The 15861-nt window shown below is 69.1% G+C and carries 13 protein-coding genes; 5 read left to right on the top strand and 8 right to left on the bottom strand.

Annotated features, from left to right (window positions below):
- Positions 1–8: 8 nt before the first annotated feature.
- The 6 genes from ACFCYE_RS17240 to ACFCYE_RS17215 form a co-directional block, all read right to left on the bottom strand.
- A complete protein-coding gene (locus ACFCYE_RS17240) occupies positions 9–992 on the bottom strand; it encodes a hydroxyacid dehydrogenase (RefSeq protein WP_376180714.1) in 984 nt (327 codons plus the stop codon).
- Complete coding sequence (locus ACFCYE_RS17235; protein ID WP_376180712.1) at positions 989–1657, bottom strand: DUF624 domain-containing protein; 669 nt, start codon at positions 1655–1657, stop codon at positions 989–991. Before ACFCYE_RS17235 ends, ACFCYE_RS17240 begins: the two co-directional genes overlap by 4 nt.
- 2 nt (positions 1658–1659) lie before the next feature.
- Complete coding sequence (locus ACFCYE_RS17230; protein ID WP_376180710.1) at positions 1660–2583, bottom strand: carbohydrate ABC transporter permease; 924 nt, start codon at positions 2581–2583, stop codon at positions 1660–1662.
- Positions 2580–3512 carry a carbohydrate ABC transporter permease gene (locus ACFCYE_RS17225; RefSeq protein WP_376180708.1) on the bottom strand — a complete coding sequence of 311 codons (933 nt, stop codon included), beginning with the start codon at positions 3510–3512 and terminating at the stop codon, positions 2580–2582. The genes ACFCYE_RS17230 and ACFCYE_RS17225 overlap by 4 nt, the downstream gene beginning before the upstream one ends.
- 65 nt (positions 3513–3577) lie before the next feature.
- A complete protein-coding gene (locus tag ACFCYE_RS17220) occupies positions 3578–4861 on the bottom strand; it encodes an ABC transporter substrate-binding protein (RefSeq protein WP_376180706.1) in 1284 nt (427 codons plus the stop codon).
- Positions 4862–4917: 56 nt separating this feature from the next.
- Positions 4918–6822: a DUF2264 domain-containing protein gene (locus ACFCYE_RS17215; protein ID WP_376180705.1), complete on the bottom strand. Its 1905-nt coding sequence runs from the start codon at positions 6820–6822 to the stop codon at positions 4918–4920.
- Positions 6823–7028: 206 nt separating this feature from the next.
- Between ACFCYE_RS17215 and ACFCYE_RS17210 the strand changes: the two genes are divergently transcribed.
- Positions 7029–8126: a substrate-binding domain-containing protein gene (locus ACFCYE_RS17210; protein ID WP_376180703.1), complete on the top strand. Its 1098-nt coding sequence runs from the start codon at positions 7029–7031 to the stop codon at positions 8124–8126.
- 16 nt (positions 8127–8142) lie between these two features.
- Here ACFCYE_RS17210 and ACFCYE_RS17205 read toward each other — a convergent pair whose 3' ends face one another.
- Positions 8143–9585: a helix-turn-helix domain-containing protein gene (locus tag ACFCYE_RS17205; RefSeq protein ID WP_376180702.1), complete on the bottom strand. Its 1443-nt coding sequence runs from the start codon at positions 9583–9585 to the stop codon at positions 8143–8145.
- Positions 9586–9709: 124 nt separating this feature from the next.
- Between ACFCYE_RS17205 and aceA the strand changes: the two genes are divergently transcribed.
- From aceA to ACFCYE_RS17190, 3 genes are all read left to right on the top strand, one after another.
- Positions 9710–11062: an isocitrate lyase gene (gene aceA / locus ACFCYE_RS17200; RefSeq protein ID WP_376180701.1), complete on the top strand. Its 1353-nt coding sequence runs from the start codon at positions 9710–9712 to the stop codon at positions 11060–11062.
- A 73-nt stretch (positions 11063–11135) separates the two neighbouring features.
- Positions 11136–12785, top strand: coding sequence for a malate synthase A (gene aceB / locus ACFCYE_RS17195; RefSeq protein WP_376180699.1), 1650 nt, complete (start codon positions 11136–11138; stop codon positions 12783–12785).
- A gap of 133 nt (positions 12786–12918) precedes the next feature.
- Complete coding sequence (locus ACFCYE_RS17190) at positions 12919–13320, top strand: hypothetical protein (protein WP_376180697.1); 402 nt, start codon at positions 12919–12921, stop codon at positions 13318–13320.
- A gap of 6 nt (positions 13321–13326) precedes the next feature.
- Here the strand turns inward: ACFCYE_RS17190 and ACFCYE_RS17185 are convergent, their stop codons facing one another.
- Positions 13327–14325, bottom strand: coding sequence for an aldo/keto reductase (locus ACFCYE_RS17185; protein ID WP_376180696.1), 999 nt, complete (start codon positions 14323–14325; stop codon positions 13327–13329).
- A 66-nt stretch (positions 14326–14391) separates the two neighbouring features.
- Here ACFCYE_RS17185 and ACFCYE_RS17180 point away from each other — a divergent pair, with 66 nt between their 5' ends.
- Complete coding sequence (locus ACFCYE_RS17180; RefSeq protein ID WP_376180694.1) at positions 14392–15855, top strand: PLP-dependent aminotransferase family protein; 1464 nt, start codon at positions 14392–14394, stop codon at positions 15853–15855.
- Positions 15856–15861: the final 6 nt, after the last annotated feature.

Below are 15861 nucleotides of genomic sequence, written 5' to 3'. Positions count from 1 at the left end.
GGGCAGAGCTAGGCGCTGACCTGCATGTCGCGCCGCGTGATCGCGCCGGGCAGCGTGCCGCCCGCGAGCAGCGCCTCCACATCGTCGAGCGCGGAGTCGGCGAGCCGACGCACATCCGTGCCCATGGACCCGGCGACGTGCGGGGTAAGGGCGACGTTGGGCAGGTGCCGCAACGGTGCGTCCATCGGCAGCGGGTCGGGATCGGTGACGTCCAGGACGGCGTCGATCCGCCCCGCGGCGCACGCCTCGAACAGCGCGTCGTGGTCGATCAGCGATCCTCGGGCCGTGTTGATCACCGTCGCTCCATCGCGCAGGGCTGCGAGTTCGGCACGACCGATCATGTGACGAGTCTCGGGGAGCGCGGGGGCATGCAGCGAAAGCACATCCGATCGGCGCAGCAGCTCGGGCAGCGAGACGAGTTCACCGCCGGCCGCGGCGACCGCGCGCGGATCGACGACCGGATCCGCGACGAGCACGGTGACCTCCTGCAGCCCTCGCAGCATCGGGACCACCCGACGCCCGATCCGCGAGAAGCCGACGATGCCGACCGTCCGGCCGAGGCTGCCGTACGCCGGGGAGGTGACGAGGTCGCCCCACCCGAGCGATTCGCGCTCCTGATTGCGGACGTGTGCGAACGCGCGTTTGAACGCGAGCACGATCGACGCGAACGCGAACTCCGCTACCGGCACGGCGTTGGCATCGGCGGCGGAGGTGACGATGATCCCCCGCTCCCAGAGCTCCTCGGACACGAGATCCTGCACGCTCCCCGCAGCATGGACGACGGCGCGCAGCTCGGGCATCCGGTCCAGAAGCGCAGCGTCCAACCGTGGCGCGCCCCACGACGTCAGCAGGACCTCGGTGTCGAGGACCGACCCGTCACCGAGCACGAGCGACGGCGCAGTCGAAAGCGACCTCAGCCGCCGCATCCGCGGTTCGTCGAAGAGCAGGTCGAACACGTCCGGACTCATCGCGGTGCGCACGACACCGCTCACGCGCGCACCTCTGCGATCTCGAGCACGGGACGCAGCGTGTACCGGTTGTTCGCCCACGCGACGTAGAGCGCCGGCGCGGCTGTGAGACCGATGGCGATGGCCGGCATGGTCGTGAACAGCGCCACCTGCACGGCGAGCACGGCGAACGACAGGGCCGTCAGATACCAGCGCCGGATGCTGAGGTACAGCGCCGCTTTGACGGCGTCGCGCAGCCGTGCCGATGGCACCTCGGCGAGCGCTCCGAGCCCCACGAGGGCAGTGGCGAGTGCGACGAGGGTGAGGATCGCGAGGACCGGAACGACCGCGACGGATGCCGGGGTGTCGGCGACCGCTCGGACATCGACGAGGAGCACCACGATGAGGGCGGTGCCGGCGAGGCCGAGCAGCATCGCCGTGCGCCACGTGGCCTTCCAGCCCTGCCAGAACGCCCGGACGACCTGCGTCTCGCCCTCGGCGTTGGCGCGGAACGCCGAGAACGCGGCGGTCAGCGCCGGCGCAGCCAGCGGAGCGGCCAGGGCGAGCAGCGGCCAGGAGTGCATCGGATCGGTCGTGAGGAGCAGGACGACGAAAGGCGCCGCCGCGAGCAGGACGAGGAAGTTCACCATGAGCCCGAGGTAGACGACCCCGAGGATCGACGCCCAGGTGCTGTGCGAGACACGTCTCATGATCAGCCCTTCATCCCGCTCGTGGCGATGCCCTCGACGAAGTACTTCTGGCCGAGCAGGAAGATGATCGCGATCGGGACCACGGAGATCGTCAGGCCGGCGAACAGCAGCGCGTAGTTCGTGTCGAACAGGTTGCTCACGAAGCTCTTGAGCCCGAGCTGGATGGTCCACAGGTCGGGGTTTCGCAGATAGATGAGCGGCCCGAGGTAGTCGTTCCAGGTGTTCACGAACGTCAACAGCGAAAGGCTGGCGATGGCGGGGATCGACAGCGGAAGCATGATGCGACGCCAGATGCCGTACTCGCTGAGCCCGTCGAGGCGCGCGGCCTCGCTGAGCTCCTCAGGGATCGTCTCGTAGTACTGCTTCATCAGGAACACCCCGAAGGCCCCGAACGCCTGCAGGAGGATGATCGCCCACAGCGTGTTGGACACCTTGAGGTTCGACAGCAGGATGAACTGCGGGATCATGTACGACTGCCACGGCACGGCGATCGTTCCGACGTAGATGAGGAAGAGGATGTCTCGGCCCGCGAAGCGCATGCGCGCGAATCCGTAGGCCGCGAACGAACCGGTCAGCACCTGCAGGAAGGTGACGGAGACCGCGAGGACCAGCGTGTTGCGGATCCAGGTGAGCATGTCGGCCTTGGTCCAGATGTCGATGTAGTTCTGCCACACGAAGGTCTCGGGGATCCACACGACGGGGACCGAGAAGACCTCGTTCGCCGTCTTCAGAGAGCTCATCAGCATCCAGAAGAACGGCAGGAGCAGGCCGATCGCGAAGGCTGCGAGCGCGAGGTAGCCGAGGATGCGGCCGAGGCGGCGCCGGGTGGAGGTCTGCCCGACGCGGCGCGGCGATGCGGGTGCCGGGTCGCTCAGCTTGCGCAGCGGGCGGCGCCCGGTGACCAGGAGTTCGGTCTGAGTCATCATGCGCTCCGCTTCTTGTTCCACAGGAACTGACCGATCGTGACGAGGATGCAGAGGAAGAACAGCGCGACGGCCGCTGCCGATGCGTACCCGAACTGCGACTCCTCGAAGCCCTTCTTGTAGATGAACTGCGACAGCACCAGCGTCGCCTGACCGGGCCCGCCGTCGGTCATCACGAGGATGAGGTCGAAGATCTTGAAGGAGTTGATGGTGAGCATCACGGTGACGAAGAACATCGTCGGGCGCAGGCACGGCAGCGTGACGTTCACGAACCGCTGCCACACGCTCGCGCCGTCGACGCGCGCGGCCTCGTGCAGTTCTCGCGGCACGGTCTGCAGCCCCGCGAGGAAGAGGATCATGTAATAGCCCATGTCGCGCCAGGTCGACACGATCACGACCGCGGGCATCGCCCACTCCGGTGACGTCAGCCAGCCCGGCGGGTTCTGGATGCCGATGGCCCGGAGGATCTCGTTGATCGGCCCGTAGTCCGGGCTGAAGAGCAGGTTCCACACGACCGCGATCGCGACGATCGAGGTGATGTAGGGGAAGAACGCCGCGGTGCGGAAGAACGCGACACCGCGCAGCTTGTTGTTCAGCAGCAGGGCCAGTCCCAGGGACACGACGATGGTCAGCGGGATGTGCAGCACCGAGTAGTAGATGGTGTTCCAGAAGGCGATGTGGAAGCTGCCGTCTCCCATCAGCCTCTGGAAGTTCGCGAATCCCACCCAGTCGGCCTTGCCGAAGACGTTCCAGTTCGTGAACGCCATGTAGAAGAGGATCAGCACGGGAAGCAGGGTCAGGAACCCGAACCCGGCGAAGTTCGGCAGGATGAAGCTCCAGCCGATCAGCGCGTTGCGGCGGCGCAGCGCCGAGCGACGGCGTTTCAGCGGCGGCGCTGGGGCCTGCGCCTCGGGGGCATCTGTCGTGGTCATGTCATCTCCTGGGTGGAAGAGGGAGGTGCCGGGGACGGCCCGCACGGCGGACCGTCCCCGTTCGATCAGTCGAGTCCGACTTCGCTCTTCACGCGCTCCTCGGCGGTCGTGATGGCGGCGTCGATCTGCTCCGCTCCGGACATCACGGCCGTGTGCAGGTCAGCGAGGATGCCCTGGATCGCCGCGGTCTTGTTCGAGGTGGGGTTCTCGGGCAGCGTCTCGTGCGTCGCCCACGCGAAGGTGGACAGCTCGTCGGTCGGTGCGCCTTCCACGCCGAAGTAGGTCTCGGCGATCGCATCGTTCGTCAGCGCCGGGGTGATGCCGATGCCGGCGAGCAGCTGCGCCGCCTCCTCGGATGCGGCGAACTCGAGGAACGCCTTGGCCGCGTCGGTCTTGGCCGCATCGATGTTCGCGTTGATGCCGAAGCCCGTCGGATCGCCGAACGTCACCGGGGTGTTGTCGGTTCCTGCGGTGGAGTCGTCGAGCTGCGGAACCGGAGCGATACCCCACTCGAAGTCGTTCGCCTCGCCGGAGGCCTGCTGCGCGATCAGCGTCGCGGTGTACCAGGTGCCCATGAGCATCATGGCCGCCTTCTGCGTGCCGAACTCGCCCTGGTAGGTCAGCTGGTTGGCCTTGGCGGTGTTGAAATCGACCTGCGCCCCGGCATCCTGCAGTGCCAGCGTGTCGGCGTAGTAGTCCTCGAGGTTGCTGAAGTCTCCCTCGAGGATGTCGGTGCCGGTCTGCGCGTTGGCGAAACCCTGCACGGTGGACTGCCAGTTGTGCAGGTAGGCGCCCTTGGTCGCATCCGTCGCGAGTGCTTCGGCTGCGGTCGCGTAGTCGTCCCACGTCCACGAGCCATCAGGGTGCTCGACACCGGCGGCGTCGAACAGCGCCTTGTTGTAGAACAGCACCCACGAGTCCTGGCGGTACGGCACGGCGTACGCCGTCCCATCGACCTCGTAGGAGCTCGCTCCCCCGATGCCGTCCGGCAGCGCCACGTCGGAGACGTCGAGCAGTTGACCGCCCTCCTGGAAGGTGGTGACGTACTTGACCTCCTTCTGGGTGATGATGTCGGGGCCGGATCCCGCGGCGAGGTCGGCGGTCACGAGCGTGTTGTACTCGGTCGGGTCGTACTCCTTGAGCTCGACCTTGACGTTGTCGTGCGTCTTCTCGAACTCGTCGGCGAGCAGCTGGAACTCGGGCGTGGTCTCGATGCTCCACGCCGAGACGCTCAGCGTGACCGGTGCGTCCGGGTCGGCGGTGCTCTCTCCGGAGTCTCCGCTGCAGCCTGCGAGGGTCAGAGCCGCGACAGCTGCGATGCTGCCGGCGGCGAGGATCTTGCGGTTCATGGGGTGCTGCTCCTTTGCGATTGCGATGGCCCAGGGATGGGTCGGGTTCCGGACGGTCAGGCCGTCCGGTGGTCTGTCGGTCGTGTCGTCGTGCGGATGCCGTCGGCCCACGTGACCGTGACGGCGTCGCCCTCCAGGGCGACGGCGGGCGCTTCGAGGGCCGCGTTCTCGGCGCCGAGGTGGACGGCGGTGGCGATCCAGGTGTCGGTGACGGGCTCGTAGGCGACGACGGGGACACCGGCGACGGGTCCCAGCGGGCTGGCCTCGAAGCGTTCCTCGACGCTCGGCGTTCCGCCCGGCGTGAGGGCGATGATCGTGCTGACACGGCCCCGTGCCCCGGCCCGGGCTGTCCGCCCGGCGGCATCCATCGCCACGGCATCCGCGGCGATCGCCCAGCCGCCGATGCGCAGGGCGACCGGCGCCGCGCTCGGCTCGAGCGCGTCGATGCGCACCAGACGCACTTCCCATGCGCCGCGGACGATCGAGACGGTCGTGACCTCACCGGCGATCGCGACGTCGCCGGTGATGCCGGATCCATGACGCACCTGTTCGGGCGCCGGGGCGATCCAGTGCGCTCGCGCCGTGGACCCCGCGACCCCGGCATCGCCTTCGCGGCGGATGTCGAGCAGGCTCATGCCCGCACGGTGCGTGGCGCGGCCATCGGCGTGGATGAGGGCGACCGACTGCTCCAGCGGCTCCTGCCACGCGTCGCCGTTCAGCAGCGGGCTCGCGGCCGTGGAGTAGCCGATCCGTGCGTACAGCGGAGAGTCGCCGACGAGGTCGCCCGCGCGAGCGTGATCGGTGCCGTGGTTGATGACGCGCACGATTCCGTCGTCCTGCGTGGCGGAGATGATCCAGCCGGCCGGCTCGACGACGCGCAGTTCATCGGCTTTCTCCCCGGGCAGCGGCTCGGACTCGGCCGCCCACACCGGGTGATCGGCCGGGAGCGCGATCCCCAGCATCCCCTTGACGGCCCAATAGGGCGACCCGGTGCCGGAGTAGTTCTGCGCGAGCCGGCGCCACTCGCCGTGCCAGCCGAGATCGAGCAGTTCGTCCGCGCTGGGGACGCCGTGGTCGGCGAAGTGCGAGACGATGCCGGATGCCGCGCGGCGCAGCTGCCCGAGCGGAACGGAGGGAACCTCTGCGAAGACTCCGGCCCAGAACGGTGCTGCGGCCGCGAAGCGGTAGACGAGGCTGCGGCCCTGGATGAGCGGCGAGCCGTCGGCGCCGACGAGGGCCACGGCATCCTGGAGGTATTCGTCCAGACGAGCGATGTCGCCCGCCGTGCGACCGTTCGCGAGATCGGCCGCGCCCTGCATGCGCGACCACAGCACGGGATACAGGTGCAGAGCCCAGCCGACGTAGTGGTCGTAGGAGCGCTCGTCGCCGTCCGAGAGCCAGCCACCGGCGCGGACGAACGAGTCATGACGGGCGAGGTCGGCATCGATGTCGTCCTGCGACCAGGGTCCGCCGACCGAGCGGAGGAACGTCTGGACCACGAGGCGGAACCAGACCCAGTTCGTCTGCGGGTAGGTCTGGTCGCCGACCACCGGTGCGAGGTAGTCGATCATGCGCTGCTGCGTGAGGGCGTCGAGTCGGTCCCAGATCCACGGGCGGGTCATGTCGAGGATGAGCGCGATGGAGGCCGCCTCGACCTTCGCCTGGGCGTGCTCGTCCACGCGCACCCAGCGGTCGGGCGCCGCCGGGTCGACGCCTGCGACGATGCCGCGGGAGTAGTCCTCGATGAGCTGGTCCACTCCCTCGCCGCGCGCGCCGGCGATGCGGAACCCGGCGAGCAGGAACGTCCGGGCGAAGCCCTCCAGACCGTCGACGTCGCGGCCGTAGCCGCCGGACGCTCCGGGCGGCGTGATGCGGGCGAAGTTCTCGGATGCCCAGACGCGCGCGCCGGCGAGCAGACGGTCTGCATAGGCCAGCCAGTCGGTGCGGGTCCATTCGGGCACGGATCTCTCCTTTGAAATGCAGGCGGTCCGTTTCGGGAAGCGGGTGACATCCATGACCGCTTTCGCAGATTAGCAATCTTTTTCGTACACGACAAGATGTATTGCGTTTCGTTATGTTTGGTTATGATCGCTTTAGGCTCGCGGCACCGTAATTCCCCGCGAGAGACGTCGATGACGGTAGAAAGAACGTGGAGAGGCGAGAAAGCATGAGCGACGACAACGCGCACGCCCTGCTGGCGGCGAAGCGCCGCGAGCACGTGATCGACGCGCTCGCCCGCGACGGCGCTGTGCGCATTTCGCAGCTCGTCGACGACCTGGGCGTGACGCCGGTGACGCTGCGCCGCGACCTCGCCCAGATGGAGCGCGAGGGCGTGCTGGTCCGCGTGCACGGGGGCGCGGTGCCCCCGAAGGGCGCCGTGACCGCGGCGTCCGCGGACACGAGCACCCCGGAGCACCGCACGATCGCGGTCCTCGTGCCGTCGCTGAACTACTACTGGCCGGGCGTCGTGCGCGGCATGGAGGCCGAGGCACGAGCCCGCGGACTGAAGGTCGTGCTGCGCGGAGCATCGTACGAGCTGCAGGACGAACGGCCTGTTCTGGAGCGCCTGGTCGCGAGCGAGGACATCGCCGGCCTGATCGTCGCGCCGAACACCGACACCCCGCATTCGCACGATGTCGCCCGATGGCTGCACGAATCCGGCATCCCCACCGTCTTCGTCGAGCGCGACGGGGTCTCCCCCGACGGCGCCCCCGTGGAATCGGTGACCACGGATCACGCTCTGGGCGCGATCCTGGCCGCCCGCCACCTGGCCGGCCTCGGACATCGTCGCGTCGGCCTCGTGATGTCGCGCAACTCGCCGACCTCGCGGAAGATCTCGACGGGCTGGCATCAGGCGGCGAAGGAGCTGCAGCTCGATGCGCGCATCGCGGACACGATCCTCCCGGACCGGGCGAGTCCCGATTTCACCGCCGAGGTCAATGCCGCGCTGGACGCCATGATGGATGCCGGCATCACCGGCCTGCTCGTGCACTCCGATCCCGAGGCCATGGCGGTCGTCGATCTCGCGCTGAACCGCGGGATATCGGTCCCCGATGACCTGTCGATCATCGCGTACGACGATGAGGTGGCACAGCTGTTCACTCCCGCATTGACGGCCGTGAGCCCGCCGCGCGCCTCCGTCGGACGCAGCGCCGTCGACCTGCTCATCCACCGGATGGGAGGACCCGACCGGCCGGTGCACCGCGTGCAGCTGAGCCCGCAGCTCATCATCCGCGACAGCACCGCAGCGCCGCGCGCGCAGTAGCGGTCTCGATCGGCGCTCACGCGCGCGGGGCGTGCGCCTCCAGGAACTCGTACACGTCCGTCGTGTCGACGCCGGGGAACGCGCCGGTCGGCAGCGTCGCGAGCAGCGTTCGCGGCGTCTTCACGTTCGGCCATGACTGCTCGCGCCAGCGCTGTTCGAGCTCCGCCGGCGCCCGCCGGCAGCACACCTCGACCGAGTGCTTCGAGACGCCGCGGTGCCCGGTGTCGCGCCCCACGAACCACTTCGTGTCGTCGAACCGCACACCGACGCTGACCGAGTGCAGCCCCTCGCTGGAGGCCTCCACCCGTGCCGTGCACCAGTACGTCCCGTTGCCGGTGTCGGTGTACTGGTAGTACGGGTTGAAGCGGTCGTCCTCATCGAACACGACACGGCTCGTCCACCGCCGGCAGCACATCTGCCCCTCGATCGCGCCGAGCCGGTCGGTCGGGAAGTTCACGTCGTCGTTCTCGTACGCCTTGGTGATCGTGCCGGACTCGTGCACCTTCAGGAAGTGCACCGGGATGTCGAGGTGCCGCGTCGCGAGGTTCGTGAACCGATGGGCGGCCGTCTCGTACGACACCGAATACGCATCCCGCAGGTCCTCGATCGAGATCTCCCTGCGGGTCTTCGCCTCCTGCAGCGCCGGTACGACATGCGCCTCCGGGATGAGCAGCGCCCCGGTGAGGTAGTTGGTCTCCACGCGCTGCCGCAGGAATTCGGCATAGCTGTGCGGCTCGGCGTGGCCGAGGATGCGACTCGACAGCGCCTGCAGCACGGCCGTGCGCGCGTCCCCCTTGGCCTGCACCTGGCCGGAGAGATACAGCCGGCCGTTCGCGAGGTCGGCGACGCTGCGCGTCGTCTGCGGAAGATCGGCTGCATAATGCAGCGTGAACCCGAGATGCGCGGCGATCTCGGAGGCGGTGCGCTGGGTGAGCGGACCGCCCGGATGATCCACGGCGGCGAGGATCTCGGCCGCCTTCGCCTCGAGGTCGGCGAAGTGATTGTCCTGCCGCCGCATGAGGTGGCGCAGCTCTACGTTCGCGCGGCGGGCCTCCTCCGGCGTCGCGGCCCTCTCGTCCCGCAACCGGTCGATCTCGCCGTGCAGGGCGAGCAGCGCCTTCAGGGCGTCGGTCGGAACGCTCTTGGCGATCCGGAAGGGCTCGATCCCGAGCGCTTGGAAGGTCTGCCCCTTCATCGCACGCTCCAGAGAGATCTCCAGCGTGCTGCGCTCGTCGAGGGGCTCGCCCTCCAGCAGTGCGTCGATGCCGGTGTCCAGCGCGCGGGCGATCGCCTGCAGCAGCGTCAGCTTCGGCTCGCGCTTGCCCGTCTCGATCATGGACAGCTGGCTGGGTGCGCGGTCGACGGCTGCGGCGAGCGCCTCCAGCGTCATGCCGCGTGCCGCTCGCAGCTGCCGGATGCGGCGTCCGATCGTCAGCGCGTCGGTGTCTTCTTCGACCATGCCGCGGATTCTGTCACAGAAACAGAAATACGCACAAATTTCTCCTCAACTTCGGTCATCAGCATCCCGAATCTTCACCCAGAGTGGATGCCAAGCCACCCCGATCCCACGGAGGAGAGAGATCATGACGAACACCGCACCGACCGGACTCCGAGCCGGCGACCAGGTCCAGACCGCGGCCGAGCTCCAGGAGATCTGGGACACCGACCCCCGCTGGGACGGCATCGAGCGCACGTACTCCGCCGAGGACGTCATCCGCATCCGCGGCTCGGTCCGCGAGGAGTCAACGCTCGCCCACCGCGGGGCCGAGAACCTCTGGAACCTCCTGCACACCGAGGAGTACGTCAGGGCCCTCGGCGCCTACACCGGCGGGCAGGCCGTGCAGCAGGTGCGCGCCGGTCTCAAGGCCATCTATCTCTCCGGTTGGCAGGTCGCCGCCGACGGCAACCTCGCCGGCCAGACCTACCCCGACCAGTCGCTGTACCCGGCGAACTCGGTGCCCGCCGTCGTCCGCCGCATCAACAACGCCCTGCTGCGCCAGGATCAGCTCGAGCACGCCGAATCCTTCACCGGCACGGGCGAGATCACCCAGGACTGGCTCGCCCCGATCGTGGCGGACGCGGAAGCCGGCTTCGGCGGTCCGCTGAACGCGTACGAGCTGGCGCAGTCGCTGATCCAGTCCGGTGCCGCCGGCATCCACTGGGAGGACCAGCTGGCCAGCGAGAAGAAGTGCGGGCACCTCGGCGGCAAGGTGCTCGTGCCGACGCAGCAGCACATCCGGACCCTCAACGCGGCCCGCCTCGCCGCCGACGTCGCCGGCGTCCCTACCGTCATCATCGCCCGCACGGATGCCCTCGCCGCCGATCTGCTCACGAGCGACGTCGACGAGCGCGACCAGCAGTTCACCACCGGCGAGCGCACCGCCGAGGGGTTCTACCGGATCCGTCCGGGCATCGACTCGGTCATCAGCCGCGGACTCGCCTTCGCCCCGTACGCCGACCTGCTGTGGGTCGAGACCGGCGAGCCGGACATCGCGCTCGCGCGTTCGTTCGCCGAGGCGATCCACGCGCAGTTCCCCGGCAAGCTGCTCGCGTACAACTGCTCTCCCAGCTTCAACTGGCGCCGCCATCTCTCGGATGCCGAGATCGCGACGTTCCAGCAGGAACTGGCAGAGCTGGGGTACAGGTTCCAGTTCATCACGCTGGCCGGCTTCCACGCCCTCAACCACTCGATGTTCGACCTCGCCCGCGGGTATGCCGAGCGCGCCATGAGCGCCTACGTCGACCTGCAGGAGGCCGAGTTCGCCGCCGAGGCGTCCGGATACACCGCCACCAGGCACCAGCGCGAGGCCGGCACCGGATACTTCGACGTCATCTCGACCGCGCTCAACCCCGACAGCGCGACGCTCGCCCTGGCCGGCTCCACCGAAGCCGCCCAATTCCACCCCATGCCCACGCAGGCCACCGCTTCGCGCTGACCCGAGCCTCCGGGCGCGGGCCCCCGCTTCGGCTGATGTCTCCCGGCATGCCACGACGAAAAGGAAACACATCATGACCACTCCCACCGCACCACCGACCACCCCGACCGAGATCCTGCAGGGTCCGGCCATCCAGATCACCGGACCGATGCGCGATCGCTACGACGAGATCCTCACCCCGGATGCCGTCGCCTTCCTCACCGAGCTGCACCATCGCTTCGCCCACCGCCGCCACGACCGGCTCGCGGACCGCATGCGCCGCCGCTTCGAGATCGGCAACGGCCACGACCCCCGGTTCCGCGACGACACCGCCCACATCCGCGAGGATGCCGAGTGGCGGGTCGCCGGTGCGGGCCCCGGCCTCGAGGACCGCCGCGTCGAGATCACGGGTCCGACCGACCCGAAGATGACGATCAACGCTCTGAACTCGGGCGCGCGCGTCTGGCTCGCCGACCAGGAGGACGCCACGAGCCCGACCTGGGCGAACGTGATCGGCGGGCAGCTGTCGCTGCGCGATGCGATCAGGGGCGAGCTGTCGTACACGAGCCCGGAGGGCAAGGAGTACCGGGTCACCGCCCAGCGCACGCCGACGATCGTCATGCGTCCTCGTGGCTGGCACCTCACCGAGAAGCACCTGACCTTCATCGATCGAACGGGTCGGTCGATGGCGACATCCGGATCGCTGGTCGATTTCGGGTTGTACTTCCTGCACAACGCGCAGGCGCTGATCGATGCGGGGCGCGGGCCGTACTTCTACATCGCCAAGCTCGAATCCAGCGAGGAGGCGAAGCTGTGGGACGACATCTTCACCTTCAGCGAGGAGTACCTGCGTCTGGAGCACGGCACGATCAGGGCGACCGTTCTGATCGAGACGCTGCCCGCGGCGTTCGAGATGGACGAGATCCTGTTCGAGCTGCGCGACCACTGCGCCGGCCTCAACGCCGGCCGCTGGGACTACATCTTCTCGATCATCAAGAACTACCGCGGCCGCGGGGCGCGGTTCGTCCTGCCCGATCGCAGCGAGGTCACGATGACCGTGCCGTTCATGCGCGCCTACACCGACCTGCTCGTGCAGACGTGCCACAAACGAGGGGCCTTCGCGATCGGCGGCATGAGCGCGTTCATCCCGAACCGCCGCGATCCGGAGGTCACCGCCCGCGCGATCGAGAAGGTCTCCGCCGACAAGCGTCGCGAGGCGGGCGACGGCTTCGACGGCACCTGGGTCGCGCATCCCGACCTCATCCCGACGGCACAGGCGGAGTTCGACGCCGTGCTGGGCGAGCGCCCGAACCAGGTGGACCGGCGACGGGATGACGTGCACGTGCGGCCGGAGGATCTGCTCGACCTGCACATAGGTCGGCCGATCACCGCTCAGGGCGTGCGCGACAACGTCTCGGTCGCGATCCGCTACATCGAGGCGTGGCTGCGGGGCCTGGGCGCCGTCGCGATCGACAACCTCATGGAGGATGCCGCGACCGCGGAGATCTCCCGCTCGCAGGTGTGGCAGTGGATCAACCAGGACCGCTCCACCGAGGACGGGACGCCGATCACTGCCGAGTACGTCGAGTCGATCATCTCCGATGTGCTCGCCGAGACGGACCGACGCGATGGCGACCGCTTCGACGAGGCGGCCGACGTGTTCCGCGAGGTCGCCCTGGGCACGCAGTTCCCGGCCTTCCTGACGCTCGGCGCGTACAGCAGGCACCTCGTCGAGACGGACTGACGCGGTCGCGGAGATCCCGTCGGTCGGACGTCTTCACCCGAATCCGTCCGATCGACGGGATCTCTCCGCCGCCGTGGCGCGGCCTGTGGACAGTCCCCGTCGCGCATCGCGGCATCGGCGTACGCTCCCGAGCATGTCCAGCATCGCCATCGCGTACCGGGAGGCCGCCCGCATGCGTCGGGTCTCCTCGCTCGTGCTCAGCATCCTGACCATCGTGATGTCGATCGGCATCCTCGTGATCTTCGTCACTCGGCCCGAGGTCTTCCTCAGCACAGGGACCTCGGCGCTCACCCCCACCGAGACGGCGATCATCGACGCGCGGGAGCATCTGCTGCTCCTGCCGATCATCGCGCTGGCTCTGCTGTTGCGGATGCCGAGGCGCACCCCGCCCGACCACTCATCGCTCACTGTGCCACTGGTCTTCGGAATCGTCGCGGCGGGGCTGTGCGTGGCGTGCTACGTGTATCCGCAGGCGGTGGTGCTGATCGCCGGTGCGTTCTTCCTCACCGGCGTCCTGCTGTCAGGAGCAGGATGACCGGCCTCAGCGGCTCTCCCCCGATTCGGCATCCAATCGGGCGCGGATCTCGGCATCCAGATCGAGCTCGACAGCGCCGAGCGCCTCGTTCAGCTGAGCCACGCTGGATGCCCCGATCACGGGGATCACCGGCACTTCACCGCCCAGCAGCCAGGCGAGAGCGACCTGATTCGGCGTCGCGCCGATCTCGCCGGCGATGTCGTGCAGCAGGTCGCGACGCGCGCGGCTGGTCGGATGGTCGACACCGCCCCACAGCGGCTGGTCCCTTCGGGCGATGGCCCCCTGATGCAGCGGCGAGTACGCCGTGATGGCGAGCGCCGGTCGTTCGGGCGTCCCCGTGGAGGCCGCGTAGTCGAGCAGCCCGGGGGTGACGAAGTTGTTGCGCCCGAGGCGCGGCGCCGGCTGCAGGTAGCTGTACTGCTGCTGCACCACGCCGTACGGCGCGATGCCCTGCCGACGCGCTTCCTCCCTGGCCTCGACGACGCGCCACGTGGCGACGTTCGAGATGCCGGCGATGCCGATGAGCCCGTCCCGCTGCAGCGCGCCGAACGCGCCGACGGTCTCGGCGAGGTCGACATCGCGGTCGTCGACGTGCCCGTAGAGGACGTCGATGTGCGAGATGCCGAGGTGACGAGCGCTTTCGGGCGCCTGCCGACGGATGACCTCGGCGGAGAGGCCCTCGTAGTTCGTCGGCGGCGTCGTGGACAGCGGCTTGGCAGGGTCCTTCTGCGCGGCGCCCAGCTTCGTCGCGATACGCAGGCTTTCGCGGTTTCCGCGATCGCGCAGCCAGCCGCCGAGGAGGTCTTCGCTCTCGCGGCCATGGCCGCCGGACCACACGCTGTAGTTGTTCGCGGTGTCGATGAAGGTGCCGCCCGCCTCGACGAAGCGGTCGAGGATCGCGTGCGACGTCTCGGGATCGGTGCGCGTGCCGAAGTTCATCGCGCCGAGGCAGAGCGTGGAGACCTCGAAGGAGGTCGTGCCGTTGGAGAGGGTGCGGTAGCGCATGGTGTCCTTTCGATGGGATGGCTCAACGGTACGGATTCATCGGTCCGGCTATACACTCCAATCAGGATGCAGAAGACCAGACCGATTCTCGCGTGGGAGACTCTGCTCGACCTCTCCTCCACCACAGGCGGACGCTCGTCGCTGCGAGACCGGCTGGAGCAGGCGCTCCGGCAGGCGATCGACGACGGCGTGCTCCCGCACGGCGCCGCTCTGCCGCCGAGCCGCTCGCTCGCCGAGACGCTCGGCGTCTCGCGCTGGGTGGTGACCGAGGCATACGGCCAGTTGGTCGCCGAGGGCGTCCTCGAGGCGACAACGGGCTCGGCGACGACCGTGGCCGCGCCGACGACCGGCCTTCCGACCGGCCTTCCGACCGACAGGGATGCCGCGCGTCCGTCGTCGACGTCGACGCCGACGCCTGCACGTTTCGATCTCCGCCCGGGGCTGCCCGATCTGCGGGCGATCCCCCGCTCGCGCTGGACCGCGGCACTGCGCGCCGCGCTGCTCGACCTTCCCGACCAGGCCTTCGCGGGCGACCACGGTGCCGGCTACCTCGCCGCGCGGGATGCCGTCGCCGCCTACCTCGCCCGCTCGCGTCGCGTCGCCGCAGGATCGGACGACATCGTGATCACGCACGGCGCGACCGACGGCATCCGGCTGCTGTCGCGCGAACTGCGCCGCCGCGGGCACAGCCACCTGCTCGTGGAGGACCCGAGCTGGCCCCGTCTGCGCGACGTCGCCGAGGAGACCGGGCTGACGGCGGTCGGGGTGCCCGTCGACGAGAACGGCATCGACGTGACGGCACTCGAATCGGCCGCGCGGCGGACGGGCGCACGCGCCGCTCTGCTGACCCCCGCGCATCAGTTCCCGCTCGGTGCCGCCCTCTCGCCGCAACGACGCGAGCAGATCGTCGGCTGGGCTCGGGCCGCCGACGCCCTGCTGATCGAGGACGACTACGACGCCGAGTTCCGCTACGACCGTCGCCCTGTCGCCGCGCTGCAGCGCCTCGCGCCTGATCGTGTCGCGCTGGTCGGCTCGCTGTCGAAATCCATTGCGGCCGGCATCGGAATCGGGTGGATGGTCCTGCCGCCGGGGTTCGGGACGGCGGCAGCGAGCGCACCGTCCCTGGTCGATCAGGCGGCGCTCGCGCACTTCCTCACCCAGGGGGATCTGGAACGGCACCTGCGCAGAGCCCGCATGCGCTTCCGCCGTCGACGCAGCCGGTTGCTGGAGGCGATCGACCGCGAGCTGCGCGCGCTGCGCGACGAGCTCGGCGGCCTCGCCGTGACAGGGATCGCCGCCGGCATGCACCTCGTGCTCACGCTCCCGCCGGGCATGAACGCCGCCGACGTCGCCCATCGGGCCGCCGAGCACTCGCTCGCCCTGGTTCCGCTGCACCGCTATGCGTTCGAACGGACACCTCCCGAGGCGCTCGTGCTGGGGTACGGGAATCTCGACGACGCGCTGGTCGAAGAAGCCGCCGTCGCCCTGGCGCGGGTGCTGCGGGCGACAGCGGCGGCGACCGCCCGGTGACATCGG

The organism is Microbacterium sp. NPDC056234 (genome assembly GCF_042267585.1).
GTDB lineage: Bacteria > Actinomycetota > Actinomycetes > Actinomycetales > Microbacteriaceae > Microbacterium.
The sequence above is the reverse complement of the archived record's forward strand: the minus strand, read 5'-3'. Positions and strand labels throughout refer to the sequence as shown.

Coding starts and splice junctions, on each gene's coding strand:
- aceB (WP_376180699.1), top strand. CDS start 11,136: ATGACCACTCCCACCGCACCACCGACCACCCCGACCGAGATCCTGCAG.
- ACFCYE_RS17235 (WP_376180712.1), bottom strand. CDS start 1,657: ATGAGACGTGTCTCGCACAGCACCTGGGCGTCGATCCTCGGGGTCGTC.
- aceA (WP_376180701.1), top strand. CDS start 9,710: ATGACGAACACCGCACCGACCGGACTCCGAGCCGGCGACCAGGTCCAG.
- ACFCYE_RS17205 (WP_376180702.1), bottom strand. CDS start 9,585: ATGGTCGAAGAAGACACCGACGCGCTGACGATCGGACGCCGCATCCGG.
- ACFCYE_RS17230 (WP_376180710.1), bottom strand. CDS start 2,583: ATGATGACTCAGACCGAACTCCTGGTCACCGGGCGCCGCCCGCTGCGC.
- ACFCYE_RS17210 (WP_376180703.1), top strand. CDS start 7,029: ATGAGCGACGACAACGCGCACGCCCTGCTGGCGGCGAAGCGCCGCGAG.
- ACFCYE_RS17190 (WP_376180697.1), top strand. CDS start 12,919: ATGTCCAGCATCGCCATCGCGTACCGGGAGGCCGCCCGCATGCGTCGG.
- ACFCYE_RS17220 (WP_376180706.1), bottom strand. CDS start 4,861: ATGAACCGCAAGATCCTCGCCGCCGGCAGCATCGCAGCTGTCGCGGCT.
- ACFCYE_RS17185 (WP_376180696.1), bottom strand. CDS start 14,325: ATGCGCTACCGCACCCTCTCCAACGGCACGACCTCCTTCGAGGTCTCC.
- ACFCYE_RS17180 (WP_376180694.1), top strand. CDS start 14,392: ATGCAGAAGACCAGACCGATTCTCGCGTGGGAGACTCTGCTCGACCTC.
- ACFCYE_RS17225 (WP_376180708.1), bottom strand. CDS start 3,512: ATGACCACGACAGATGCCCCCGAGGCGCAGGCCCCAGCGCCGCCGCTG.